20 protein-coding genes and 1 pseudogene are annotated in these 23,657 nt (G+C 42.6%); 13 read left to right on the top strand and 8 right to left on the bottom strand.

Features of this window, described 5'->3' with window-relative positions; genetic code table 11:
• Positions 1-255: 255 nt before the first annotated feature.
• A complete protein-coding gene (locus tag INQ51_RS22410; protein ID WP_233380226.1) occupies positions 256-687 on the bottom strand; it encodes an endonuclease domain-containing protein in 432 nt (143 codons plus the stop codon).
• A 141-nt stretch (positions 688-828) separates the two neighbouring features.
• Complete coding sequence (locus INQ51_RS22405) at positions 829-1,653, bottom strand: aldo/keto reductase (protein ID WP_233380225.1); 825 nt, start codon at positions 1,651-1,653, stop codon at positions 829-831.
• A 235-nt stretch (positions 1,654-1,888) separates the two neighbouring features.
• Between INQ51_RS22405 and INQ51_RS22400 the strand changes: the two genes are divergently transcribed.
• The 4 genes from INQ51_RS22400 (at position 1,889) to INQ51_RS22385 (ending at position 7,337) form a co-directional block, all read left to right on the top strand.
• The gene (locus tag INQ51_RS22400; RefSeq protein ID WP_233380224.1) at positions 1,889-3,139 is read left to right on the top strand and encodes an aspartate kinase; all 1,251 of its coding nucleotides are present in this window, start codon (positions 1,889-1,891) and stop codon (positions 3,137-3,139) included.
• Positions 3,140-3,231: 92 nt separating this feature from the next.
• Positions 3,232-4,554 carry an efflux RND transporter periplasmic adaptor subunit gene (locus INQ51_RS22395; RefSeq protein WP_233380223.1) on the top strand — a complete coding sequence of 441 codons (1,323 nt, stop codon included), beginning with the start codon at positions 3,232-3,234 and terminating at the stop codon, positions 4,552-4,554.
• 181 nt (positions 4,555-4,735) lie between these two features.
• Positions 4,736-6,562, top strand: a complete 1,827-nt coding sequence (locus tag INQ51_RS22390) for a sensor histidine kinase (protein ID WP_233380222.1) — start codon at positions 4,736-4,738, stop codon at positions 6,560-6,562.
• Position 6,563: 1 nt separating this feature from the next.
• On the top strand, positions 6,564-7,337 hold the full coding sequence (locus INQ51_RS22385; protein ID WP_233380221.1) for a LytR/AlgR family response regulator transcription factor: 774 nt from the start codon (positions 6,564-6,566) through the stop codon (positions 7,335-7,337).
• Here the strand turns inward: INQ51_RS22385 and INQ51_RS22380 are convergent, their stop codons facing one another.
• Entirely contained in the window at positions 7,338-8,465 is a 1,128-nt protein-coding gene (locus INQ51_RS22380) for a carboxypeptidase-like regulatory domain-containing protein (RefSeq protein ID WP_233380220.1), read from the bottom strand.
• Between the two features lie 266 nt (positions 8,466-8,731).
• Here INQ51_RS22380 and INQ51_RS22375 point away from each other — a divergent pair, with 266 nt between their 5' ends.
• On the top strand, positions 8,732-9,388 hold the full coding sequence (locus tag INQ51_RS22375) for a hypothetical protein (RefSeq protein ID WP_233380219.1): 657 nt from the start codon (positions 8,732-8,734) through the stop codon (positions 9,386-9,388).
• Between the two features lie 107 nt (positions 9,389-9,495).
• Here INQ51_RS22375 and INQ51_RS22370 read toward each other — a convergent pair whose 3' ends face one another.
• The 5 genes from INQ51_RS22370 to INQ51_RS22350 all read right to left on the bottom strand — a co-directional run bounded on the left by INQ51_RS22370 (position 9,496) and on the right by INQ51_RS22350 (position 16,973).
• Positions 9,496-10,248, bottom strand: coding sequence for a redoxin domain-containing protein (locus INQ51_RS22370; protein ID WP_233380218.1), 753 nt, complete (start codon positions 10,246-10,248; stop codon positions 9,496-9,498).
• Positions 10,249-10,551: 303 nt separating this feature from the next.
• Positions 10,552-11,295, bottom strand: coding sequence for a carboxypeptidase-like regulatory domain-containing protein (locus INQ51_RS22365; protein WP_233380217.1), 744 nt, complete (start codon positions 11,293-11,295; stop codon positions 10,552-10,554).
• Positions 11,296-11,451: 156 nt separating this feature from the next.
• The gene (locus tag INQ51_RS22360; RefSeq protein WP_233380216.1) at positions 11,452-14,079 is read right to left on the bottom strand and encodes a valine--tRNA ligase; all 2,628 of its coding nucleotides are present in this window, start codon (positions 14,077-14,079) and stop codon (positions 11,452-11,454) included.
• A gap of 712 nt (positions 14,080-14,791) precedes the next feature.
• The gene (locus INQ51_RS22355) at positions 14,792-16,297 is read right to left on the bottom strand and encodes a NupC/NupG family nucleoside CNT transporter (protein ID WP_233380215.1); all 1,506 of its coding nucleotides are present in this window, start codon (positions 16,295-16,297) and stop codon (positions 14,792-14,794) included.
• Between the two features lie 85 nt (positions 16,298-16,382).
• On the bottom strand, positions 16,383-16,973 hold the full coding sequence (locus INQ51_RS22350) for a bifunctional nuclease family protein (RefSeq protein WP_233380214.1): 591 nt from the start codon (positions 16,971-16,973) through the stop codon (positions 16,383-16,385).
• 212 nt (positions 16,974-17,185) lie between these two features.
• Between INQ51_RS22350 and INQ51_RS22345 the strand changes: the two genes are divergently transcribed.
• The 8 genes and pseudogenes from INQ51_RS22345 (at position 17,186) to serS (ending at position 23,630) form a co-directional block, all read left to right on the top strand.
• The gene (locus INQ51_RS22345; RefSeq protein ID WP_233380213.1) at positions 17,186-17,707 is read left to right on the top strand and encodes an RNA polymerase sigma factor; all 522 of its coding nucleotides are present in this window, start codon (positions 17,186-17,188) and stop codon (positions 17,705-17,707) included.
• Positions 17,708-17,726: 19 nt separating this feature from the next.
• Positions 17,727-18,452: a hypothetical protein gene (locus INQ51_RS22340; RefSeq protein WP_233380212.1), complete on the top strand. Its 726-nt coding sequence runs from the start codon at positions 17,727-17,729 to the stop codon at positions 18,450-18,452.
• A 127-nt stretch (positions 18,453-18,579) separates the two neighbouring features.
• A complete protein-coding gene (locus INQ51_RS22335) occupies positions 18,580-18,759 on the top strand; it encodes a hypothetical protein (protein ID WP_233380211.1) in 180 nt (59 codons plus the stop codon).
• A gap of 144 nt (positions 18,760-18,903) precedes the next feature.
• Positions 18,904-19,215: a 50S ribosomal protein L21 gene (gene rplU / locus INQ51_RS22330; RefSeq protein WP_119436883.1), complete on the top strand. Its 312-nt coding sequence runs from the start codon at positions 18,904-18,906 to the stop codon at positions 19,213-19,215.
• Between the two features lie 19 nt (positions 19,216-19,234).
• A pseudogene (gene rpmA, locus INQ51_RS22325) lies at positions 19,235-19,492 on the top strand (50S ribosomal protein L27); the annotation flags it as partial.
• Positions 19,493-19,762, top strand: a complete 270-nt coding sequence (locus INQ51_RS22585) for a helix-hairpin-helix domain-containing protein (protein WP_317207979.1) — start codon at positions 19,493-19,495, stop codon at positions 19,760-19,762.
• 221 nt (positions 19,763-19,983) lie between these two features.
• Positions 19,984-22,221, top strand: coding sequence for a tetratricopeptide repeat protein (locus INQ51_RS22320; protein ID WP_233380210.1), 2,238 nt, complete (start codon positions 19,984-19,986; stop codon positions 22,219-22,221).
• Between the two features lie 134 nt (positions 22,222-22,355).
• Positions 22,356-23,630, top strand: a complete 1,275-nt coding sequence (gene serS, locus INQ51_RS22315) for a serine--tRNA ligase (RefSeq protein ID WP_233380209.1) — start codon at positions 22,356-22,358, stop codon at positions 23,628-23,630.
• Positions 23,631-23,657: the final 27 nt, after the last annotated feature.

Below are 23,657 nucleotides of genomic sequence, written 5' to 3'. Positions count from 1 at the left end.
TTTTTGTGTAAACCTATTTTAGGACAAGACATTTTGACCCCCTTAATCCCCCAAAGGGGGACTTTGTTGCTACAAATAGTTAATAGTCTGGCTCCTCCCCGTTGGGGAGGTTGGGAGGGATGCTCTTTGTTGCTTTATCTGACAATTTCATTTTTCAATTTTTCCTTATCAGTTAGTTCATATTTGATCTCTACGAAAGGTTCAGTTTTTTTGACCCCTAAATTCCCGCAAGGGGGACTTTGTCGTAACAAGTGGTTAGCTGCCAATCTCCTCCCCGTTGGGGAGGTTGGGAGAAGTCAATAATTCAATATTTAATTTTATTTTTCTGATAACTTCATCGATATCGCTTTCGACTTCTTCGTTGGTAAACCGGATCACTTTGTATCCCATCATTTCCAAAAATTCTGTTCGTTCTTTGTCTCTGTGTTTTTGTTTTAAATGGATTTTACCATCCACTTCAACGATTAATTTAATAGACAAAGCTACAAAATCGGGTATAAACGTTTCAATTACATGTTGCCGTCTGAATTTTACTCCTAACTTTTTGCCCCTAAGTTGCTGCCATAGCAATTTTTCCGAAGAAGTCATAGACAATAGCAAGTATCTTCTTGCATCACTGTATTGTCGATAGAAATCAGCATTTGCAGTATGCCAGCCTGGTCGTTTATTTTTATCGTTGTTGTCCATTCATAATGTTGTTGACGCCCTAAATCCCCCAAAGGGGGACTTTGTCGTAACAAGTGGTTAGCTGCCAATCTCCTCCCCGTTGGGGAGGTTGGGAGGGGTCTTAAATCTACATCCTTTGTGTTTTATCATGGTACTCACTTCCTAAAACGTAATATGATCCGGGTGTCCTCCGATGCGCTTGTTCTGGTCGAGTGCATCGATTTTGTCCATGTCTTCGGGCGAAAGCTCAAAACCAAAAATAGCCGCATTGGCAATGATCCGCTCCGGTGTTACGGATTTGGGAATGGTGACCACGCCTTTCTGAATGTCCCAGCGAAGTACGATCTGAACCGGAGTTTTTCCGTATTTGGCCGCCAGCTCTTGCATAAGGGGAACATCGTTTACCCGTCCTTTCATAATGGGCGACCAGGCTTCGAGCTGGATGCCTTTCTTTTGACAGTAAGCCAGCAGATCGGGCTGAATGAGTTCGGGATGAAACTCTACCTGGTTAACCGCTGGCATTACCTTGCAATGTGGCAGAAAATCGTCTAAATGATGCACCAGAAAATTGCTGACACCGATTGCTTTCATTCTGCCTTTTTGATAAAGTTCCTCCATTGCTTTCCAGGTTTCTTTCGATCTTTCTCCCTTGGGCCAGTGAATCAGGTACAGATCGAGGTAATCGGTCTGCAATTTCTCCAGGCTCTCCTCAAAAGCCGCCATGGTGGTGGAATAGCCCTGGTCGGCGTTCCACACTTTGGACGTCAGAAAAATATCTTCGCGCGGAATACCACTTTCGCGGATGGCCTTCCCAACACCCCTTTCATTTTTATAAATAGCTGCGGTGTCAATGCTTTTGTAGCCGTTGGCAAGCGCCACTTTTACTGCATTTTCCACTTCCGTTCCTTCTTTTGATAAAAACACTCCCAGTCCCAGCCAGGGCATTTTCAAGCCGTTGTTCAGTGTTGTTGTGGATGATAAATTCATTTTGCTTAATTTTTGAATGCTACCTAAAATAACTATTTTCCACCGAAAAGAAATCATCGTTTCGGATCGATTCAGAATATGCCCGAAAAAATTAGATTTGCATAAAGATTGCAATGAATCAATCAGTAACTACAAAATAAGAGGTACATGAAACAGGCAGAAAGCAGATTTGAACAGAATAAAAATATTGGACTGCCCGTTTCGATTAAAACCACCGGAAACAAATTAATGTAAGATGAAAGTATTCAAGTTTGGAGGAGCTTCGGTAAAAAGCGCCGGGGCTGTAAGAAATGTTTGTGATATTATTCAGCGTGAACCTGAACAACTGGCTGTGGTAATTTCGGCCATGGGAAACAGCACCAACCTGTTGGAAACGCTGGTGAGAGCGTATTACGATCAAAGCGATCGGAAGTGGGAGATTGCAAAGCAGTTCAAAGAGTATCACATGGAAGTGATCGAAGGACTGTTTGGCGAAAAAGGCATGCCACAGGGAGTGTATGAGTTGTTCAACGAGTTGGAGCACAAACTGAAAACCCGCCCCGCGTACGATTACAACTTTGAATACGACCAGATAATTTGTTACGGTGAACTGATCTCGACCCGCATTGTAAGTGATTATATGAATGCAGCGGGGCAGCCTAACAAATGGATGGATGTGCGCAGCAGCCTGAAAACCAACGATACTTACCGCGATGCCAAAGTGGATTGGGAATGGACCGACGAGCTGGTAAAGGAAGATTTTAATTTCAGCGATACACAGGTGTATATTACACAAGGGTTTATGGCATCGACCAGCACCAACATGACCACTACTCTGGGAAGGGAGGGTTCCGATTTCACTGCCGCTATTTTGGGAAGTGTTCTGGAAGCCGAGAGTGTTTCGATCTGGAAAGATGTACCGGGAATCATGAGTGCCGATCCGAAAAAAATGAAGGATTCGGTGTTTATCAGCGAGTTGTCGTATAAAGAAGCGGTGGAAATGACGCACTCGGGAGCCAAAGTAATTCACCCGAAGACCATGCAGCCCTTGCACAATAAAGGCATCCCCTTGTTGGTACGCTCTTTTGTTTCGCCCGATGATCCAGGAACCGTTATTCACAAAATCGATCACCGGATTGAATTGCCACCGATCTTTATTTTGAAAGAAAACCAGGTGTTGATCACCTTGTCGGCCAAAGATTTTTCGATTATTTCGATCAACGACATCGACCGTGTGGTGAATTTCCTGATCGGAAAACTGATCAAGGTAACGCTGATGCAACAGTCAGCCATCGACCTGAACATTGTAGCCGATGCAACCGACGAAGACCTGGAAGAAGTGTTTGGCGAACTTTCGGAACACTATAAAATCAGGTACAATACCGGGTTAACGCTGGTTACCATACGTCATTACACCGAAGATGTACTCGACTGGATGGTAAAAGAAAAAGATATTTACCTGGAACAACACAGCCGTTTGACTGCCCGGATGCTGATAAAAGAGTAAGCCGGCAAACAGATTCAGGATATTTATTGGCAAGTTGTTTTTTCTTGTAATTTTAGAGACCAATTGCTGACCTATAAAAAAACTACTTCAGAATGAAGCAAAAGAAAATCCTGCCTTATCTTATCGGACTTGTGGTTGTTGCGATTATTTTCCTTGTGATAGGAAAGAAAAAAGGGTGGTTTGGTGAAGACTTTACCATCAGCGTGGCCACACAGAAAGTGGAAAGTAAAACCATTACCGAGTTTATAACTGCCAACGGAAAAATTCAGCCGGAAACCGAGGTGAAGATCAGCCCCGATGTTGCGGGTGAGATCGTGGAATTGTATGTGGAAGAAGGCGATGAAGTTGCCCAGGGCAAACTGCTTTGTGTGATCAAACCCGAGATTTACATTTCGGCAGTAAACCGCTCCGAAGCTGCAGTGAATTCTGCGAAAGCCCGGTTGGCCCAGGCCAAAGCCCAGCTGATTGAACGGGAACTTTCGTACAAACGATCGAAAGAACTTTATGACAAGGGAACCATTCCGGTGGCTGAATTTGAAACCGCAGAAGCTGCTTACAAAGTGGCCGAGTCGGAAGTGATGGCCGCCGAATATTCAGTTCGCAGTGCTGAAGCTTCGTTGTCGGAAGCACAGGAACAGCTGACCAAAACCAAGATTTATGCACCGATTCCGGGAACCATTTCGGCTTTGAACGTTGAAAAAGGCGAACGCGTGGTTGGAACCAGCATGATGTCGGGAACCGATATGATGACGGTGGCCGATCTTGAAAAAATGGAAGTGCAGGTAGAGGTGAACGAAAACGACATTGTAAAGGTAATGAAAGGCGATACCGCGCTGGTGGAAGTGGATGCTTACCTGAACCGCAAGTTCAAAGGGATTGTAACCGAAATCGCCAACTCGGCGAGTACCACTGGAACCACTGCCGACCAGGTGACCAACTTCGATGTAAAGGTGCTGCTTTTGAAGGATTCTTACGCCGATCTGATTAAGCCGGAAGAAGGCAACCGTTATCCGTTCCGTCCCGGAATGTCAGCTACGGTTGATATTTTGACAGAGACCCGCGATAATGTGATTTCGGTGCCGATATCGTCCGTTACCACCCGCATTAAAAAAGAAGGCGGCGGTACCGAAGAGATTGCCGAAGAGACAGAGACCACAACACCCACCGAAACCACCGAAGAAAGTGCAACGCGCGAGGAAAAACAGGAGGTAGTGTTTGTTTTGAACGGCGACCGGGCTAAGAAAGTGGAAGTAACCACCGGTATTCAGGACAACGCTAGCATTGAAATTCTGAAAGGTTTAGCTGAAGGTGATCAGGTTATTACTGCGCCTTACAACGCGATAAACCGTACGCTGAAAGACAGTATGCTGGTAAAAGTGGTAAAAGAAGAAGAGCTCTTCAAAGCTGAAAAGTAAACCTAACAATTCAATTACAATAGAATTGCAACGGAAATGCCGCCAGTCGGTGTTTCCGTTTTTTTATGATAAAAAAAGCCTTCTTTGCACTTTGTCCTTTTGGTACTGCATCTTATCATAATAAATTTTCAGAATAGAAATTCACTTGCTTTCTTTAACTAAAACTTCTAATCAACCTGTTATGAAATATTGGATAATTCTTTTCTTCGCATTTGCATTTCTGTCTACCTCGGCATCTGCACAGAAAGATTTAACTAAAAAAGAGGTAAAAGATATAGTCGAAAAGTATTTTGTTACGAAAGAGGTACCAACCAGGTATTATTCAAATATTCTTATCCGGCTTGATGGAAACCTTACATCGGGCGACTCTGCTTTTGTTCAGCAACTTATAGATAGCCTTAATCTCTATATTGATAAATGGGAGGTGTACCTAATTCAGGAAGGAACTTGCAACCTGATTCTGGAAATAAATAAACCGGATAGTGAAGCCTATCCCCGAGTACGCCTTGGAAATCACAATAACCAGGAAATCATTTTAACAACTCAGCCAATCAATATTCCCGAAGGAGTTAAGGCTGAAGAAAGAAATCAAATTCTGTATTACCATGTAATAAGGAGTTTGGTGAATTACTCTCAAACACCTGAATTAATGACCAAGCTTCCATTAAGTGTTTTTACCGTGACAACACCAGAAAACGTTGTGGTTGATAATTTCGTTGATTTTCATGTTATTCGGGAGGTTTATTCCGCTAAGTATGATGAAAAGTTAAAGACATCCAGATCAAAGAAGGTTGTTGATAAGCGTAAAATTCCCCTAAATCCTGCGAAGTTAAAATATGCAACATCGATAGCACTCCTTACTAATATTCTTTCAATATTGATTACTACTTTGTTTTTTATATTTCTTCTTAATCGAGGAGTTTTCAAACGTCACAATTATGTTTTTTGGGAGTATTTTAAACAAGGTTGTTGGGTATTGTTTACGGCACTTCTTTACCTTTCTTTAAATCTGTTTCTGTCATACTTGATTCCTAATTCTTCTATTATTACCACTTTATATGCAGCTTTGTCGAAGGAGCTTATAAAAGTGCTTTTAATATTCGCGGCGGTTAGTTTTGCTTCAATTGTGATTATATATTTTGCTGAGAAAAAGATACTGGAGGATAATAAATCACTAGTAGTTTCGATTTTGTTTCCGTTTGTGACAACCCTGCTTGTTCCTACAACATTGATATTGATTTTATTCTTACTTTTTGTGGAGACCGATAAATCCAAGAATCCATTTGATGTTGTTACTATTTTACTTTCGACTAAGACTGTATTTATATTGATCGCGATTTTTAGAGTATTCTTCATTTTCTTTAACAGGAAATCAGAAAGTATCATCAACCAAAAAGATGTGGAACTGGCCCGGATGAGTGAGATGCACCGGAAAGCAGAACTGCAGTCGTTGCGGGCGAAGATCAATCCGCATTTTCTGTATAATTCTCTAAATTCAATTGCCAGCCTGGCTTCCATCGATCCAAAGAAAACCGAGCAAATGGCTCTGTCGCTTTCCGATTTTTTCAAATACTCGATCAACCGCGAACAAAAGCAAACCAACCCTCTTTCCGACGAATTAAAAGCCGTTGAGACCTACCTCAATATTGAAAAGGTGCGTTTTGGCGAGCGGCTCGCTTATTCGCTTGAATGCCCGGAAGAGTTGAAATCGGTACAGATACCACAGCTACTGATTCAACCGCTGGTAGAAAATGCAGTAAAGCACGGCGTTTCAAAACTATTGGAAAATGGTGAAGTCCGGATTGTTGTTTTCGAATTGGAATTTAATAAAATCAGCATCCGTGTTTACGACAACGGCCCCAGTTTTCCGGATGGGCCAATGAGTGGTTTTGGTATCCGAAACACCCACGAACGCTTGCAACTGATCTATGGTAGCAAAGCCAGCATTAACTGGCAGAACGACCCGGAAAAGTATATTGAATTTGTTTTACCTAAACACCTCGCATAAAATGAATACAACGACTAAATACCGCACCATTATTGCCGATGACGAACAACTGGCCAGAGAAAGGTTGAAAAAACTGCTTGTGCCTTTTTCTGAAACGATTGAAGTTATTGGCGAAGCAAAAAACGGAGTCGAATGCAAAGCGATGATTGATTCCCTTAAGCCGGATCTGATTTTTCTGGATATTCAAATGCCCGGGTTAAATGGTTTTGAGGTGTTGCAACAAATTGAACATTCGCCGTTGGTTATCTTTTGTACGGCCCACGATGAGTTTGCATTGAAAGCCTTTGAAACGCACAGTGTTGATTACCTGGTGAAGCCGGTAAAAGCAGAGCGGATGGAGCAATCGATCGAAAAACTGGTGTTTTTGCGCCAACGTACCGACCGTCAGCAGTTGCTTGCCCTGATTAATGAAGTCACTGCACAATCATTCCATAATGAAATAACCACGATTCCGGTTAAGTTGGGCGACAGAATGCTGATCCTGAATGTCGAGGATATCTCGTATTTCCAGGCCGAGGAAAAATATGTGACCATTCATTCCATAAACGGGAAACGCTATGTTTCTGACTATTCCCTTAAAGACCTGGAAGATAAACTTACTGGTAATTTTGTCCGCATTCAGCGAGCTTTACTGGTAAACCGTATGCTCGTGAAGGAAGTCGTAAAGCACACCAATTCCCGATGTAAAATACGGATGAACGATTTAAATCAGTCGCTGCTGGTTTCCGGACGAAACTATGTGGATCAAATAAAAAGCCTTACTGTTTTGAAATAGCTATTCTCCCGCGAAATAATTCCGGCTGTTTAGTACCGTCAGGTTATTGGCGTGGGCGCGGTTAACAGTAAGTACAGAATGTTCGGCTACTTCTTTGTTGTTATATATGTATTGTTTGCTTAATGCGATCTTTTTTATCAGCAGATTCTCATAGCTTACGATAAAAACATAGTTTACATTACTGTAAAAGTCAGCATTGGATTTACTGATTCCCAATCCTCTTCCCTGCGTATTGTTTTTGGCTGACTGGACATTGACCGCAATACTTTTTACCGAATAGTCTTCTTTATTAATGAATATGCTTCCATCTAACAAAGTAGCATAAAAATCTCCCGATCCTTCAAGCGTTGGCTTATTCTGAACAAAGCCAATTTCCCAGTATTCTTTCCCATCAATGTTGGGTTGACTTTCCAGTTTCAGTGTGTAGTCGTTCAGAAGGGCAGGATTTAAAATTCCGGATGCAGACCGGACCCAGTCCAGGTTAAGCAACTCGTCGATTCCCAGTTGCGCGGTAGAGAAGGTGTAGTCTTCTTTCCCGGCTGGTTTGGTTACTTTGTATTTACGCGAAAGAAATGCATTTTCGGGAGACGGTGTAGAGTACCCGTTTTTATCATAAATAAGTACCTTGGCACTCACATCTTTCAGAACAGAATCTTCCCTCGATTGTAGGACAGACAGATCGCAGTGCAGGTTAAACGGGCCGGCGCCGTAATTATACCGAATGTTTTCCGAAGCCATTCGCAGGATGCGGATCAACACCATGTTTTGGCCGGCAACATCCACTTTGTCCACATCGTACGATTGCGGCCTGAGCTTTACAATGTTAAACTCTTTGCCAAATAACTCTGTCAATGGAAACTGCCGGTTTTGAAAGCCAACGGCGGAGAAGAAAATATTTTTTGATTTCAGGTCTTCCGGAATTTTTAATTCAAAGTTTCCCTCTTCGTCACTGGCTGTTCCGTATAAAGTTCCTTCCAGTCCAATGTTGGTGTAGGAAACCGGCTGATTGCTTTCTGCATTAATTACTTTTCCTTTTAAAACGTGTGCAACCTTACTCCCTTGCTGGGCAAAAGAGAGAAGCGACAAATGGGCTAGTATGATAAAGCTGAATATTGTTTTCGTTTTCATTGTTCTGAAATTTTATGTTCTGTTTTCCGTGGTCTACAATTTTTGCGCCGTTCAGTCCGAAAGAGGCATTGTTTTTGCTAAAACACCTTAAAAATAAAAAATTAATACCATTCACCTCTTTAAAACGTTATCAATTCAAAATAGTATATGTTAAGGACCGAATATGTTGAAAAAACGGGTGATTATCAATTTAAACTGAAAGCAGCAAGTTCCGGCGTCTTGGCATTAATTATTATATTTGTTTCATTCATCAAAAACAGAAAATTATGAATCGCACATACCTGATCATTTTACTGGCTATACTGGCTGTTTCGGTGTCATCCTGTGTTTCGAAAAAGAAATACGTTGAAATGGAAAACGGTCGTTTAAAAGCTGAAGAGCTTTCGCGAAAGCTTGATGCCGAAAACAAAGACAAAGCTGCCAGAATTAAGGCCCTGATTGCTGATTTTGAAGCGATGAAAAACGAGTTGATGGAAAGTAATGCCATGAAAGATCAATACATCGATTCGTTAAAGGGAGAAATAAGCAATATGATGGCTAATCTGAACAAGCAAACCCGCTCGCTGGAAGAAACCAGTTTTAACCTCGACTTTGAGAAACAGCGGTTAAGCAATGCTTTGGAATCGAAAGAAAAGAACATACAGTCGCTTCAGGCAAAGGTTGACAGACTTGAAAATGAAATGTCGGGAAAAGACCTTCAGCTGGAGGAAAAGAATTTCGAAATCAACAAGTTAAACGACCAGGCAAAAGTATTACAGGGGCAGATCAGTGCCGGACAGTCGAGTGCACAGAACCTGCAGTCGCAACTTGAGAAAGTTAAGTCGGATGCGGCAAAGCTGCAACAGGAAATGGTCGAAAAAGATGCGACCATCACCAAGTTGCAAAACCAGGTGAAGCTTCTGAAAAGTGAGATAGGACAATAGAACTCGTAAGCCAGATAAATCAAAAGCCCTGCAATTTTGCAGGGCTTTTTTGTGCGGAAGAGTCAACCTAACTGCTGTTTATTGTTCTATGAAAAAAACTGCAATGATTATTTGTCGTTGTTTAGAACCACCTGCTGCTCTTTGGCTTTCATAAACCACATGCGGTCGCTTACCTCGTAATAAAGGTCTTTAACTTCCGGGTTGGCGGCCACCTCTGCTTTGGTGTAGGGAAAATAAGGAACAATGTAGTCATCCCCTTGTTCCCAATTGGCCGGGGTGTAAACGTACATGCGGTCGGTCGTTTGAAGTGCCTGCACCAATCGTACAATTTCCTGCATATTTCGTCCAACCTGAACGGGATAGAAGTTAATAGCCCTGACTACGTTTTTGTCGTCGATGATGAATACGCCGCGAATATCGCGGTTGGTGCTGGTGGGTTCATGCAACATACCGTATTTTCGAGAGGCAACACCATCCACATCCTCAATCAGCGGGAAATGAATGTCGATTTTGCCATGGTTTTTGTAGTTAATATCTTCCAGATGAGCTTTCCACATATTGTGCACCGCTACATTGTCGGTGGAAATAACAGCTACTTTGACCCCCATTTTGTTGAACTGGGGTTGTAGATTAGCCAACTCGAGTAACTCAGATGAGCACACAGGAGTGAAATCAGCCGGGTGGCTAAAGAGGACTTTCCAACTGGAGCCAAAATCATCCGGAAATGTAATTTTTCCGTCAGTGGATTGAGCTTTGATGCTGGGAGCTTTAGATCCGATAAGAGGAATTTGGTTGCCTTCTGCCAAGACTGTACCCGCAACAAGGACGACAGCCATTACGGCTAGCATTAATTGTTTCATGACTTTGAGATTTAAATTGTTTAATATGCTTATGCAAGTTACACTAGTGTAAATCTCAAAGTGTGTGTTAAAGAACATCTAAGTGCTGGTCAGATTGTTATAGTTCTAGATATTAATTTGTCATTCTTGAATAGAAATTTCAAATCAATACTATTTAATGCTGTTTTGCTTTGATTCGATATTTTATTTAATGTATTACTTTCGAAATGATATAATCATCCTCTTGAAATAAAATACAAAATAGTATTTTATTAACATCTATTATTGATTTAGTTGAATTATGAATTCAAACATTCAAAAACATTATTTTAACCCATAGTCGATTTTGAAAAGCTGGTAGTATTCAACAATGGAAGCACGAACCTGATACTCGGAAGCGGTGTAGGGAAGTACATTCTGGCCGTTAAACCACACCATAAAGGTGTCGGCATAGGCTTCATTCAGTCCGGTTAGTTTGATCACCATTTCCTTGTTGTAATTCAAGGAGTGCATCTCCCAGTTGCGCATCACGGCCATGTCCTCGCGTACGGCACGTTTCCGTTTTTCCTTTTTACTAAGGTGGTATTGCCAAAATGAAACGGGATTGAAAAAAGCAGCCAGTACCGGAGGCTTTTCATTAAATGCATCTCCGCGTAACTCCGGTGGAATCACCGTTGGTTGTCCGTGTTCAAAATAATCAAGTTGCCGCGATTGCCCTTCCACCGTAACTTCTCCTACACGGTAGAGAACAGGCTCCATGTAGAAGTTGAGTGTTTCGAATCCGGTGTAATAAGATGGTATTTTGAGGACTGTTTTTTTATAGCCAACCGATGTTACTTCGAGACTGTCGATATTCAGCATTTCCAACGAAAAGTAACCATCGTTGTTGGTAATGGTTCCGCTGTGGGTACGATGCAAAACAATGTTGGCATAAGGGACGGCCGAGCTGTCGGCTGTGCTTAATAACCTTGCCTTTAGCTCAATCAACATTGGATCAACAGAAGTATCCTGAGCCTGAATACCGGAAAAAATAGACAGGAAAATTAGTATGGCCAGTATTTTTCGCATAAGAGCAGTTTCGAAACTTCTACAAAACTATGCAAAAGATTGACTTGGGAACTGAAATAACAAATTTTAACCGGCTTTTAACAGAAGTTAAGAAGGTAGTGTGTTCGCAGAAATTAATCATAGCATGACTCGAAGCCATGCTATGATTAATTGGATTTATTTCATCGAAGCAATTCGTTCTTCCAGTACTTTAATTTTTGCCTCGGCATCGGCTTGTTTGGCTTTTTCCTTGGCAACTACTGCTTCGGGTGCCCCACTAACAAAACGCTCGTTACTCAGTTTCTTCATCACCGATGTCAGGAAGCCCTGGGTGTATTTCAGTTCTTCTTCGAGTTTTTTCAGCTCTTCTTCCGCATCAATAAATCCTTCCATCGGAACGTAAAAGTTGGTCGATTTTACGCGGAAGGATGCGGCGCCCTGAACTTCTTCAGTTATCATTTCGAAAGAAGAAAGGTTGGCCATCTTCAATATTACACTGTTGAATTGCGGCTCAAAACCTTTGTCTCCCGCCTGTACTTTTAATTCGAGTGTGTCTTTATTCGGAATGTTTTTATCGGTACGGATTTTACGAATACCGGAGATCGCTTCTTTTACATTTTCAAAAGCGGCGAGTAAAGCTTCGTCGTATTTCTCAGCTTTTGGTAGCTGGCTGATCATAATGCTTTCACCGTCTTTCCTTTCGGTTAGCATTTGCCAGATTTCTTCGGTGATAAACGGCATAAACGGATGCATCAGGCGCAACATCTGGTCGAACAACTCCACCACTTCGTTGTAGGTTTTCGCATCAATCGGCTGTTGATAAGCAGGTTTTACCATTTCGAGCAACCAGCCCGAAAACTCGTCGCGAACAGTGGTGTAAACCGTCATCAATGCTTCTGAAATACGAAACTGATCAAACTGGTTGTTCAAGGTTGCAACCACCTCTCCCAGTTTGTTGTTAAACCACTCAATAGCCAATTTGGAATGTTCCGGCTGTTCGATGTTGGCAGAAACTTCCCAGTTTTTCACCAGGCGGAAAGCATTCCAGATTTTGGTTGCAAAACCGGAGCCCTGTTGCGGCAGGCTTTCGTCAAAAAGTAAATCGCCACCGGCAGGCGAGCAAAGCAGCATGCCCACGCGAACACCATCGGCACCGTACTTGGCAATCAAATCCAGCGGATCGGGTGAGTTACCCAGCGACTTCGACATTTTCCGGCGTTGTGCATCCCGTACCATCCCTGTGAAATACACATTCTTATATGGTAGTTCATTACGGTACTCGTAACCTGCAATAATCATACGGGCCACCCAAAAGAAAATAATATCAGGCGCTGTTACCAGGTCAGAAGTGGGGTAATAATAATTTACCTCTTCGTTTTCTGGATCGCGGATACCATCGAAAACAGAGATGGGCCACAACCAGCTTGAGAACCAGGTATCCAGTGCATCTTCATCCTGTTTCAGGTCAGCAGCTGTTAAACTTGCATTCCCCGATTTTTCACGGGCCAGTTTCAGTGCTTCTTCTGCGGTTTCTGCACAAACAAAAGTTCCGTCGGGCAGATAATACACCGGAATCTGGTGTCCCCACCACAACTGGCGGCTGATACACCAATCCTTGATGTTGCCCATCCAGTGTTTGTATATGTTTTTGAATTTCGCCGGATGGAACTGGATGTTGTCATTCATCACGTTCTCCAGCGCCGGTTTTACCAGTTCGTCCATTTTCAGGAACCACTGTGCCGAAAGTTTTGGCTCGATGATCACATCGGTCCTTTCCGAGAAACCCACCTTATTAGTATAATCCTCCACCTTTGCGAGGTTGCCCGCTTTCTCCAATTCCGGAATAATGATGTTACGGACATCAAAACGATCCTGGCCGATAAACATTTCGGCTTTTTCGCTTAAGGTTCCGTCGTCGTTAAAAATATCGATTGAAGGCAGGTTATGTTTCAACCCGATCTCGTAGTCGTTAATATCGTGTGCCGGTGTAATTTTTAAACAACCGGTACCAAATTCCATGTCCACGTATTCATCCTGAATAATCGGGATTGAACGATTGAGAAGCGGTACTAAAACGCGTTTTCCTTTGAGGTGTGAAAAACGTTCATCTGCCGGATTCACACAAACGGCCGTGTCACCCAAAATTGTTTCAGGGCGTGTGGTTGCAATGGTAACAAAACCATCTTCACCTTCAATTTTGTAGTTTAGGTAATACAGTTTTCCCTGCATTTCCTTGTAGATCACTTCTTCGTCGGAAAGTGCCGTTTTGGCAGCCGGATCCCAGTTAACCATGCGTACGCCTCGATAAACCAGTCCTTTGTTGAACAAGTCGACAAAAACCTTGATCACCGATTCGCTGCGGGCTTCGTCCATGGTAAACGCAGTGCGGTCCCAGTCACACGAAGCACCCAGTTTTTTCAATTGCTCCAGGATGATGCCGCCGTGTTTGTCGGTCCATTCCCAGGCATGTTTTAAGAATTCGTCACGCGAAAGATCGTATTTGTCAATTCCTTCAGCACGCAGTTTGTTTACCACTTTTGCTTCGGTGGCAATTGATGCGTGGTCGGTGCCGGGTACCCAACAGGCATTTTTGCCGGTCATGCGTGCACGACGCACCAAAATATCCTGAATGGTATTGTTCAGCATATGTCCCATGTGCAAAACTCCGGTTACGTTGGGCGGAGGTATTACAATGGTGTAAGGCTCTCTTTCATCGGGGGTAGAATGGAAATATTGGTTGTCCATCCAGTATTTGTACCACTTATCTTCAACCGCTGACGGGTTGTACTTGCTAGGAATTTCCATGTTTTTCTCTTTCAGAATTCTACGAAAAAATTTGAGGTGCAAATGTACAATGAAAAGTTCAGAGTTCAATGTTTGAAAGACAGAGTTTAACTTAGGGTTATGCCTTGTTGATGAGCAACAAACCCCGACTTGGGTGGCAAGCTTAGCTTTCATAAAAGCTTTCAGAGTATGCGACGATGTAAACTCTCCGTAATGCAACATCAATTGATTAAAATTTCTACATTTGATTCTGCTAATTTTAAAGAGCTATTCTTATGTATTTTGTCAGGGTGATACTGGTGGTCGTAGTTATTTTATTACTGATCTTTATCGTTTTAGGCATCCGGGATATTTACCGAAACAACAAATAGGAGGATGTTGGCTGTGACTGCACGGCATACTTTATTTTTCGAACACTCGTTTCTAAAACTTTCTTTGCTATAAAAACAAAAACCCGGCGTTAACGTCGGGCATCACTTAAATTCTGTTGAATATTTTATACTTGATCGCAATGGTAATCTTTACTCTTGCTGCTGTGTGTCAAAGAAAAAAGGGCAGAACATTATGGACGCTTTTTTGAAGATGACTGATAATTACAAACCCCTAAACACAAAACCAATCATAAATACTGTTGTTCTACCCTTATAGTTTATCTTTAATTGTTTTTGTAACCGTCAAATAACAGTTACGTCATGCAAGGTACAAAAAAGAAAAATAAAAACCTAATGGTCTTTTATCCTAAAATCATTCCAATTATTGTCGCACTCATTAATGATGCCAGCGTGCCTGCCAACAGCGCAGGAACCCCGTATTTTGAAAGCAATACCCTTCTTGACGGAGCAAGAGCTCCGATCCCTCCAATCTGGATTCCGATGGAAGAAAAGTTGGCAAAGCCGCATAAAATATAGGTAGCCATTATAATTGATTTGGTCTCGGTAAAGGCACCGGCCGCTTTTAAGTCAGCCAAGCTGATGTAGCCGATAAATTCCGTCAGAATAAGTTTTTCTCCCAAAAGGCGCCCAACCACTGCGATGTCTTCCGGTGTTACTCCAATCAGCCACATAAGTGGCGCAAAGGTGTAACCCAAAATAAACTGCAATGAAAGCTCGTGGTATTTTCCATCGGTAATTTCGGCAATTACCTCGTTCAGATGCGTCCAGCTTCCTATTTTTCCGATGGTGTAATTAAACATGGCAATAAAGGCGATAAAAGCCAGTAGCATGGCACCAACATTTACGGCGAGTTTCACTCCTTCGGTTGTTCCGTTGGAAATGGCATCCAGCACATTGCTTCCGATTTTTTCTTTGCTTACTTCAATTTGTTTATTGATTTCTTCGGTGGGAGGCACCAGCATTTTCGAAAACACGATGGCAGCAGGCGCAGCCATTACCGAAGCGGTTAACAAATGCTTGGCAAATTCCAGACGCAAAACCGGATCGTCGCCTCCAAGCAGTGCAATGTAGGCTGCCAAAACCCCTCCGGCCAATGTAGCCATTCCGCCTGTCATAACAAGCAGTATCTCTGACTTGCTCATCTTATCGAGGTAGGCTTTGATCATCAGCGGAGATTCGGTTTGTCCGAGAAATATATTTCCGGCTACAGAGAGCGCTTCCGCACCTGATATTTTCAGTGCTTTAGTGAATACCCATGCTAACCCGTACACCACTTTCTGGATAATGCCCCAGTAAAACAATAAACTGGTTAATGCCGAGAAAAAGATGATGGTGGGCAAAACCTGGAAAAGAAAGATGTAGCCATAAGTGTCGGCATTCATCAGATCGCCCAAAAGAAAGGTGCTTCCTTCTTTTGTGAAGTCAAGAATTTTAACAAATATCTTTCCCAGTACTTCAAAAGTGATCTGTATGGCGGGAATGTATAGGATTCCCAGCGCCAGAAAAACTTGAATAAGCAAGCCAACTCCAACGGTTTTCCAGGGGATGTTCTTTCGGTCGCGGCTAAAAATAAAACCGATAAAGATTAAAACTGCCATCCCGAGCAGACCCCTTAACAGGGTAACAATGGAAAAAGGGTGTTCCCGTTTTTTGGCTAAAAGGATGATGGCCTTGTCTTTGGCGTTCTCCGGTTCGACAGAAGCAACCGTAGTTGTTATACTTTCTGCAGATTCTTCAACCTGAATCTGGCTATTGGTAAGCTGTATACTTGAATCTTGCTGGGCGAATGCCGGCTGAAAAAAGAAAATGCCGGTAAGTATTACCAGCAAGAATAAAACTTGTTTCATCCTTTTAACGTGTTTGTCTTATTTTCACATAGTAGGTGTCCGGCAGTTGGCTAAAACCTGGAATTTGAACCCGGACCGTTTACCGTTATTTCTCTCTTTTATTTAACTCGTCTCTTATCAAAGAGGCTTTTTCGTAATCTTCATTCTGAATGGCTTCGTCCAGCAACTCCAGCAACTCGTTGGTTGAATAATGCGCATATGACGACGGAACCGGTTCATCGTAATCTTCATCAAAAATGCTTCTTACCGGCGACTCTTCATCTTCCTGTTCCAACACAATTCCGGCTTTTTTTAATATTTCTTCCGAAGTATAAATGGGGCAACGGAACCGGAGTGCCAGGGCAACTGCATCAGAAGTGCGGGAATCCACCTTTATTTCTTTGCCGCCCATTTCACACAATAGCTCCGAATAGAAAATTCCTTCCTCCAGCTTGTAAATAGTTACTTCCAGAAGCGAAATATCAAAAGCAAGGGCGATGTTTTTTATTAAATCGTGGGTAAGCGGCCGGGGAGGTTTTAAGCCTTCCAACTGAATAGCAATAGCCTGTGCTTCTACAGGCCCGATAATGATCGGAATTCTCCTTTCTCCATTCTCCTCCGCCAAAACCAATGCGTATGCCCCTGATTGTGTTTGGCTTACGGAAAGTCCCAAAATGTTCAAACGAATTTTTTGCATATTCTGCCTGGCCTGATTTTCAGTGAAAACAAATATAAGAATCATTTTGGTTTATCGCCGAAATTGAATGTGTTTTATTGGAAGGGCTGAAAATAACCGGATTTAATCTGTTTAGTAAGCGCTTTGTTTTGACGCTTTTATGATAGTTGATTCCAACAGACTCTTTATTTTTATATGAATGTAGTTTTTTCGGAACGATTGCGACTAACAGGGTGAAAAACAAAACAAAAGTGCAACGGTCAACCAAAAAAGAATTCAGCGAGCGGATCAGGGAACATCAGGGGATCATCCACAAGGTAACGATGGTGTATACCGATGGACCCGCTGACCGTGAAGATCTTTTTCAGGAGATATGTTTGCAGCTCTGGAAATCGTATCCACGGTTCAGGGGCGAGGCAAAGTTTAGTACCTGGATGTACAGGGTGGCGTTAAATACAGCCATCAGCAATGTTCGAAAAAACAGAAACAAGCCCGTCCATGAATTTTTAAACGAGAACGTGCAGCTTATTGATGAGATTCAGCTTGATGGAGATCAGGTTCGGCTTTTGTACCGGGCAATTGCTGCACTCAACCGGATTGACAAAGCAATCATTTTACTGTGGCTCGACGAAAAAAGTTATGACGAGATTGCCTCTGTCATGGGGACTTCTATAAGTAATGTGAGTGTGAAACTGGTCCGAATCAAGCGCCGGCTGGAAGCTTTGATCAGGGACGCTGAGAAACACGAATTATGAAATGCTCAATTTGAATGAAATGAACGACGAAAAATTAAAAGCCATGTGGAGCAAAGCAGAGAAACTGGCCGGGACTTCAGATTACAAAAGTCCGGCTATCGAACAATTTATATCGGGCAGGTCGAACGATGCCGCCTCAAAGATCCGAAATATGATCATTTTGGACATTGCCCTGAAAACGTTAGTGTTGGCGGTTCTTATAGTCGATTTTGTGCTCTTTTGGGGAACTTTCCATGTGATGGTCGTTACTGTGGCAGGAGCAGTGATGCTTATCCCGCTTCTTTTTTATCAAAAGAAACTACTAAACCGGTTTACTCTGACAGCTTACAACGGGCAAAGCACACGCGACAAACTTGCATCGATGCTAACTTACCTGAAGACCCGCTTTTTTACCACTTTACTGTTGGTTGCTATTACTTATTTGTTTGGATTTATTGCCGGATCGCTGGCCTATTTTTATGCTGCTTATGGATATGTGAGGCAGCTTGATGGGGTAGACGTGATGGTTTTTCTGGGGTTTATTGTCATAGGAATATTGTTCAATTTTCTGGTTAACCGGGCACAGGTCAACTATCAGATTAAACACCTGGAGCTTTGTTTGTCCGATCTCAATGAAAATAACCTGGCATTGGTTTCTGAAAACATTGAGCTGCAACGGAAGCAGGATCGGAGTAATAAAATCTTACTGGCATTGGTAGTCATAGTAGGTTTTGTTTTGCTGGTAGCCGTTTTTATGAACGTGTGATTCTATGCTTGAATCTTTCAGAGGGTGGTTTTGAAAGGAAAAGTGCTTTTCGATTGAAGAAAAACAGAAAAAGTATCGTATAGAACTACAGCGTATCTTTTTTAAGTTCAACCAAAAATCTACAGCCATGAGTTACAAAGTTCATCATTTCGAAGTAAAGATGGGAAAGGACGATCTGAAACTGGAGCATTTTCTGAATAGTTTGCGAGGCGAAGTGGTTTCTATTGTTCCCAATGTGAAACCTATTTTCAGGCCTATGGGAGCTACTGCCAAAGTTGATTTTCTACTGATCATTGAAAAGCGTTGAAAATTGCAGGTAATTTATTCTCAATAATTTGCTAATTATCTAAAAATAACTACTTTTGCAGTCCGAATTTTGAATCGTTCAGGCTCGAATAAGTGAAACTCAGCAGGGTATCCGCCTGACGGTGTAAACGTTAAAAGTAAAATTATGTACGCGATTGTTGAAATTGCAGGACAGCAATTCAAGGTTGAAAAAGACAAAAAACTTTTCGTGCATCGCCTGGATGTTGAAGAAGGAACATCGGTTGATTTCGAAAAAGTATTGTTGGTTGACAACGACGGTAAAGTTGCCGTAGGTACTCCCACCGTAAAAGGTGCAAAAGTGACAGCTAAAGTGCTGGAGCATGTGAAAGGTGAAAAGGTAATTGTTTTCAAAAAGAAACGTCGTAAGACTTACCAGAAAATGAACGGTCACCGTCAGTATTTCACTCAGATTCAGGTTGAAACCATTGTTGGATAATTAATAAAGAAAATTTACCATGGCTCATAAGAAAGGTGTAGGTAGTTCGAAGAACGGACGCGAATCGGAAAGTAAACGACTGGGAGTAAAAATTTACGGAGGTCAGTTTGCAAAAGCTGGTAATATTTTAGTTCGCCAGCGTGGTACATCACATCATCCCGGAGAAAATGTAGGAATCGGTAAAGACCATACGCTTTTTGCATTGATCGACGGAACTGTTGTGTTCCAAAAGAAAAGAAAAAATCGCTCGTATGTATCGGTAGCTCCGATTGTTGAAGTGGAAGCAGCAGTTGCTGAAGCTCCGGCAAAAAAAGCAGCTCCGAAAGCTGAAGCTCCAAAAGCAGCAGCCGAAGGCGACGATTTAACAAAATTAACAGGTGTTGGTCCAAAATTGGCTGAAATCCTGGCAGAAGGTGGTTTTGCATCGTATGCCGCAGTAGCTGCTGCTTCTGCTGAAGATATTCAGAAAGTATTGGAAACTGCCGGAAGCCGTTACGCTTCAAAAGATCCTGCTCCATGGATCGAAGAAGCTAAAGGTTTGGCTTAATACTGAAACAATCAGGAACAAAGACCTGAAGAAGATATGGAAAGCTCTCACTTTTAGTGAGAGCTTTTTTTATGTCTGAACGTTTCCCCTTGTAACTCATTAATTAACATAATTTGGTTTAAAAAAGCATTAATAATTTGGAAGCGGAAAAAAGGAGCAAGAAGTAATTTGTTTATCTTTCGCCAGTTAGACCAGAAAATGCCATGATGAATTGAGTCAATATGTTCCGTAACTACTTAACACCCTTCATAATCCTGTTCTTCTTTGCTGCCAATGCAGCAGAAACAAAAGCTTTTACTGATGCAGATACAGCCCGGTTAACACAGGTTTTGTCTTGTGCCTATGAGTTGCAGGAGACCAACAAAGATTCAGCGTACGTACTTTTTAAAAGTGCTTTATCGGTGGCTGACGATATAATCAGTCAATCCAATTATTCCGAGGAGGTCATCGACGAAGTGATTTTCCGAAAAGCAAAGGCTCTTCATGATATTGCTGATTATTATTACGGGCAAAAGTACGACTACGATCAGGCCCGCGAATATCTTGTTCAAACGATTGAATTAACCCAAGAACTTTCAGACAACGAACCGGATGAGATTCAGAAAGAAATTTATCTGAAAGCACTGACCAACTCAATGCTTACCCTGGGGGCTGTTTATTTTAATAAAGCAGACTTTCATAATTCGGCTGAATATTACAATCGGGCGTTGGAAAAAGCAATGCTTATCAATGACAGTCTGATGCAGTCGAGGGCATTGCTCAATTTAGGAATGGTTTTAAATAACCGTGGCATGTATGTCGAAGCCATTCAAAACTACTATACTGCGATTGGCATATTTGAGAAGTTCAGCGATAAAAAGGGTGTTGCTATTTGTAACCTAAGCATTGGGAACATCATGAGGAGACAGGATTCTCCGGAGAAAGCAATCGATAGCTACACCAAGGCATTGGAGGCATTTAATGAATTGAACGATGAACGTGGCGTTTCGTCGTGTTATAATAACCTGGCCATTTGTTATTCAGATCTCGAGGATTACGACAAGGCGCTTGAACTGTATAACAAGTCGCTGGAAATGGATCTGCAAAGCGGAAGAGAAGCAAAAGCGGCTTTCACTTACGCAAACATTGCCGCCTTGTATGAAGCGAAGAAAGAATTCGGCACCGCTATCGATTATGTGAAAAAATCGATGCAGCTGAACAAAAAGAATCAAACGCCCCGGAATTTGCTGGGAAGCTACCTGAATCTTTCGGGTACGTATTTGTCGATGGTCGAGGATTCTCCCGATGTACTTCGCAGCAAGCCCGGATACCTTGATACCATTGTGGACTATGGCGAAAAAGGCCTGTTGCTGGCCGATTCGCTGGATTTGATTGTTGAAAAAGCGGCAGCCCTGAATACGCTCAAAGCAGGCTATTCGCTGAAAAAAAACTACCGGAAAGCTTATGAGTTGTCTTCAGAATTAAGTGTGCTTCGTGACTCTATTTTTGATAGCGAGAAAACAAAAGTGATGGCGGAAGCAGAGGCCAAATATGAAACGGAGAAAAAGGAGCAGCAAATTAAACAACAAAAGCACGAACTGGAGCACCAGCAAATGGAGTTGACGAATGCCCGGCGCTTTCGCAATCTGTTGGGTGCCATTGTACTTTTGATGGCTGTGGTGATTTTTCTGGTGTACTATCATTACACGCGAAATAAGAGAGCACACAAAATACTGGATGAAAAAAGTAATTTAATTGAGCGGCAAAACGGGAAGATTACCCGGCAAAAAGATCAGTTGGAGGCAGCCAATCAGCAGCTTACTGAGTTAATTCGTTTCAAGGAGAAACTCACCGGAATGATCGTTCACGACCTGAAGAATCCATTGAACAACATCCTGAACAGTCACCATATTGACGACCTGGCGTTTCGGGAACAACTCATCCGGCAGTCGGGTTTTGATATGCTGAATCTGACTCAAAATATTTTGGATGTTTATCGCCTGGAAGAATCCCGGATGACAATCACGAAAGAGCCGTGCAGCGTGTTGGAAATATTACAGGAAAATACACTGGAGCTAACACTGTACATTGCGGAAAAAAAACTTGCCCTTGATTTTCCGGAAGACGAGCCGATGGTTTATGCCGATGCCAAACTGTTGAGACGGATATTCTCGAATTTGTTGAGCAACGCGGTAAAGTATGCAAAGTCAAACAGTACCATAACGGTAACGAAGCAAATGGAAAGTGATAAGATGGTTCGGTTGGGGGTTCATAATTTTGGGCCTGCAATTCCTCCCGTGCAGCAGGAAAATATTTTTAAGAGATTCCGGCAATACGAGTCACGCGATATGGGAGCGAACACTTCAACCGGTCTGGGGCTGTCGTTTTGTAAAATGGCGGTCGAAATCCACGGTGGGGAAATCGGGGTGCAATCCGACGAGAAAGGAACCCAATTCTGGTTTACACTGCCCGGACAGTAAATCGCCCAAGTCTTTTGTGGGGCCAATCAGAATAAGAAGTTAATCAATAAGAACTTAATCTGATTTTACGATTGTAATTGCAATGTTCTGCCGCAACATTTATTAAATTTGCGCTTCAATAAAAACAGATTGACATGCTCAACTTAAAATTTATTCAGGACAATCCGGAGCTGGTGGTTGAAAAACTTAAACGCAAAAAATTTGACGCTTCGGAGATTGTCGCCCAAATTATCGAACTCTATCAGCAAAAAAATAAACTGCAGGGGCAGGCCGATCAGGCAAAAGCCGAAATGAACAAAATATCGAAGGAAATTGGTATGATGTTCAAAGACGGCAAGCACGAAGAAGCCAACGCAGCCAAAGAGCGCACTTCAGAACTCAAGGAAAATATCAAACAATACGATACCGATTTTGCAACCATTGAGGACAAAGTGTACCAATTGCAGGTGCAGTTGCCCAATATGCCCAGCGACCTTGTTCCGGCCGGGAAAGGTGCCGACGACAACGAAATTGTGAAAACCGGTGGTGAAAAACCTTCGATGCAGGCCGAGGCACTGCCTCACTGGGATCTGGCGGCCAAATACAACCTGATTGATTTTGAATTGGGTGTTAAGCTTACGGGTGCAGGTTTCCCTGTTTATCGCGGGAAAGGTGCGCAGTTGCAGCGTGCGCTTATCAATTTCTTTTTGGCAGAAGCCACCAAAGCCGGTTACGAAGAAATTCAGCCTCCGTTGATGGTGAACGAAGATTCAGGTTTTGGAACCGGTCAGTTGCCCGACAAAGAAGGACAGATGTACCACGTTACCGAAGATAATCTTTACCTGATTCCGACGGCCGAAGTTCCGGTAACCAACATTTACCGCGATGTGATTCTGGATGCCAAAGATCTTCCGTATAAAAACACAGCATACAGCGCGTGTTTTCGTCGCGAAGCCGGCTCGTACGGAAAAGACGTTCGCGGGTTGAACCGTTTGCACCAGTTCGATAAAGTGGAAATCGTTCAGATTGCTCACCCCGATAAATCATACGAAACGCTTGATCAGATGGTGGCGCATGTGGAAGGCTTGGTACAAAAATTAGGTTTGCCGTACCGCATTCTTCGCTTGTGTGGTGGCGATATGAGTTTTACTTCGGCACTTACTTACGATTTTGAAGTGTACTCGGCGGCCCAGGAAAAATGGCTGGAAGTGAGTTCGGTTTCCAACTTCGAAGCATTTCAGGCCAACCGCTTGAAATTGCGTTACCGCGAAGATGGTGTGAAAAAGCCGCAAATTGCTCACACGCTTAACGGAAGTGCGCTGGCATTGCCACGTATCGTAGCCGCTTTGCTCGAAAATAACCAGACTCCCGAAGGAATTAAAATCCCGGAAGCACTGGTTCCGTTTACCGGGTTCGAGATGATTAATTAATAGTGATAAATTATTCACCCCTTGACT

Origin of the sequence: Maribellus sp. CM-23 (assembly GCF_021354595.1) — a bacterium.
In the GTDB taxonomy this organism is placed as follows: Bacteria; Bacteroidota; Bacteroidia; order Bacteroidales; family Prolixibacteraceae; genus Draconibacterium.
Note: the sequence above shows the minus strand (reverse complement) of the source record. Positions and strands in the feature narration are given on the sequence as shown.

Excerpts from the sequence above, each read along its gene's own strand:
- INQ51_RS22410 (WP_233380226.1), bottom strand. The coding sequence starts at position 687 with ATGGACAACAACGATAAAAATAAACGACCAGGCTGGCATACTGCAAAT.
- INQ51_RS22405 (WP_233380225.1), bottom strand. The coding sequence starts at position 1,653 with ATGAATTTATCATCCACAACAACACTGAACAACGGCTTGAAAATGCCC.
- INQ51_RS22400 (WP_233380224.1), top strand. The coding sequence starts at position 1,889 with ATGAAAGTATTCAAGTTTGGAGGAGCTTCGGTAAAAAGCGCCGGGGCT.
- INQ51_RS22395 (WP_233380223.1), top strand. The coding sequence starts at position 3,232 with ATGAAGCAAAAGAAAATCCTGCCTTATCTTATCGGACTTGTGGTTGTT.
- INQ51_RS22390 (WP_233380222.1), top strand. The coding sequence starts at position 4,736 with ATGAAATATTGGATAATTCTTTTCTTCGCATTTGCATTTCTGTCTACC.
- INQ51_RS22385 (WP_233380221.1), top strand. The coding sequence starts at position 6,564 with ATGAATACAACGACTAAATACCGCACCATTATTGCCGATGACGAACAA.
- INQ51_RS22380 (WP_233380220.1), bottom strand. The coding sequence starts at position 8,465 with ATGAAAACGAAAACAATATTCAGCTTTATCATACTAGCCCATTTGTCG.
- INQ51_RS22375 (WP_233380219.1), top strand. The coding sequence starts at position 8,732 with ATGAATCGCACATACCTGATCATTTTACTGGCTATACTGGCTGTTTCG.
- INQ51_RS22370 (WP_233380218.1), bottom strand. The coding sequence starts at position 10,248 with ATGAAACAATTAATGCTAGCCGTAATGGCTGTCGTCCTTGTTGCGGGT.
- INQ51_RS22365 (WP_233380217.1), bottom strand. The coding sequence starts at position 11,295 with ATGCGAAAAATACTGGCCATACTAATTTTCCTGTCTATTTTTTCCGGT.
- INQ51_RS22360 (WP_233380216.1), bottom strand. The coding sequence starts at position 14,079 with ATGGAAATTCCTAGCAAGTACAACCCGTCAGCGGTTGAAGATAAGTGG.
- INQ51_RS22355 (WP_233380215.1), bottom strand. The coding sequence starts at position 16,297 with ATGAAACAAGTTTTATTCTTGCTGGTAATACTTACCGGCATTTTCTTT.
- INQ51_RS22350 (WP_233380214.1), bottom strand. The coding sequence starts at position 16,973 with ATGCAAAAAATTCGTTTGAACATTTTGGGACTTTCCGTAAGCCAAACA.
- INQ51_RS22340 (WP_233380212.1), top strand. The coding sequence starts at position 17,727 with ATGAACGACGAAAAATTAAAAGCCATGTGGAGCAAAGCAGAGAAACTG.
- INQ51_RS22335 (WP_233380211.1), top strand. The coding sequence starts at position 18,580 with ATGAGTTACAAAGTTCATCATTTCGAAGTAAAGATGGGAAAGGACGAT.
- rplU (WP_119436883.1), top strand. The coding sequence starts at position 18,904 with ATGTACGCGATTGTTGAAATTGCAGGACAGCAATTCAAGGTTGAAAAA.
- INQ51_RS22320 (WP_233380210.1), top strand. The coding sequence starts at position 19,984 with ATGTTCCGTAACTACTTAACACCCTTCATAATCCTGTTCTTCTTTGCT.
- serS (WP_233380209.1), top strand. The coding sequence starts at position 22,356 with ATGCTCAACTTAAAATTTATTCAGGACAATCCGGAGCTGGTGGTTGAA.